The organism is Pseudomonas sp. FW300-N2F2 (assembly GCF_017351655.1).
Classification (GTDB): Bacteria; Pseudomonadota; Gammaproteobacteria; order Pseudomonadales; family Pseudomonadaceae; genus Aquipseudomonas; species Aquipseudomonas fluorescens_AA.
The window spans coordinates 1-1,989 of sequence record NZ_JACNDQ010000008.1 but is presented as its reverse complement, the minus strand read 5'-3'; the positions used below and the strand labels follow the sequence as shown (position 1 = coordinate 1,989).

The window sequence follows — 1,989 nt, the reverse complement described above, 5'->3', positions numbered from 1 at the left end:
TCGGCGGACATCGAAACCCTGCGCACGCACCTGCAAGCGCAGTTGCCGGCCTACATGGTGCCGGCCGCCTACGTACGCCTGGACGTCTTGCCACTGACCCCCAACGGCAAGCTCGACCGCAAGGCCCTGCCTGCACCGGACCTCGATGCCGTCATTTCCCGTGGCTACGAAGCGCCGCAAGGCGAGGTCGAGATCACCCTGTCGCACATCTGGTCCGAGCTGCTCAACGTCGAACGCGTGGGTCGTCACGACCATTTCTTCGAACTGGGCGGGCATTCGCTGTTGGCGGTCACGCTGATCGAGCGAATGCGCCAGGCCGGTTTGAGCGCCGACGTGCGCGTGCTGTTCAGTCAACCGACCTTGGCCGCGCTGGCCGCCGCCGTCGGCAGTGGCAGCGAGATAAGCGTTCCGGCGAACCTGATCGCGCTGGACTGCGAACGCATCACCCCCGAGCTGTTGCCGTTGGCCGACCTGTCCCAGGCGACCATCGACCGTCTCGTGGCGACAGTGCCGGGTGGTGTGCGCAACGTGCAGGACATCTACCCGCTGGCGCCGCTGCAGGAAGGCATTCTTTACCATCACCTGGCCGCCGAGCAGGGTGACCCGTATCTGCTCCAGTCACAGTTTGCCTTCGACAGCCAGGAACGCCTCGATGGGTTCGTCCGGGCGTTGCAGGTCGTCATTGATCGTCACGATATCTTGCGCACCAGTATTGTGTGGGACGGTCTGGACGAGCCCATGCAAGTGGTCCGTCGTGAAGCCCGGCTGCACCTCGAAACACTCGATTTCGACCCGCTCGCTGGCGATGTCGTTGAGCAACTGCGCCAGCGTTTCGACCCGCGACATTACCGCCTGGATGTCGCTCAGGCACCGCTGATGCGCTTGGCTTATGGAAAGGACGAGGCCAATCAACGCCTGGTCGCGACACTGTTGTTCCATCACCTCGCCCTGGACCATACGGCGCTGGAAGTGGTGCAACACGAGATGCAAGCGTACCTGCTGGGTGAAGCCGGGCAACTGGCCGACGCGGTGCCCTATCGCAACTACGTGGCGCAGGCGCGATTGGGTGTGAGTCGCGAAGAACACGAGGCGTTCTTCCGCGACATGCTCGGTGATATCGACGAGCCAACGCTGCCATTCAATTTGCAGGATGTGCAGGGTGGCGGACACGATATCGAAGAGATCAGCCAGGCGGTGGATGGCGACTTGGACCTGCGTCTGCGGGCCCAGGCGCGTCAATTGGGGGTGAGTGCCGCCAGCCTGGTGCACCTGGCGTGGGCTCAAGTGCTGGCCAAGGTGTCCGGCAAGCAGGAGGTGGTGTTCGGTACGGTACTGATGGGTCGGATGCAGGGTGGTGAGGGCGCTGACCGTGCACTGGGCATGTTCATCAATACCCTGCCGCTTCGCGTGAGCTTGGGCAGGCAAGGCGTCAAGGCTGGCGTCAAGGCTGTCCATGGGCAACTGACTGCCTTGCTGGGGCACGAACATGCCTCGCTGGCGCTGGCCCAACGCTGCAGTGGTGTGGCGGCACCGTTGCCGCTGTTCAGTGCCTTGCTCAACTACCGCCACACCGCCACGACGGCGTCGAACGAAGTACAGTCGGCCTGGAACGGTATGCAGGCGCTGGGTGGTGAAGAACGGACCAACTACCCGCTGACATTGAACGTCGATGACCTGGGTACCGGTTTCAACCTGACGGTGCTGGTCGCGCAGCAGATTGGCGCCCAGCGGATTTGCGCTTATATGCACGCAGCGTTGCAAACGCTGGTGCAGGCACTGGAACAGACGCCACAGGCGGCTTTGTATCGCCTGTCGATCTTGCCCGCTGTGGAACGCGAGCAACTGCTGGTGACGTTCAACGCCACCGAGGCCGGCTATCCGCGGCAGCAGACGATTCACGGGCTGTTCGAGGCGCAGGTGCAGCGCACGCCGGAGGCTGTGGCGGTGGTTCGTGGCGAGCAACGCCTGACTTATCGCGCGTTGAACGAG

1 protein-coding gene is annotated in these 1,989 nt (G+C 63.3%); it reads left to right on the top strand.

Going from position 1 to position 1,989, the window contains the following annotated elements; all coding sequences use genetic code 11:
• The coding region (locus tag J4E63_RS30650) for a condensation domain-containing protein (protein ID WP_259334283.1) at window positions 1-1,989 on the top strand (1,989 nt) is incomplete at both ends.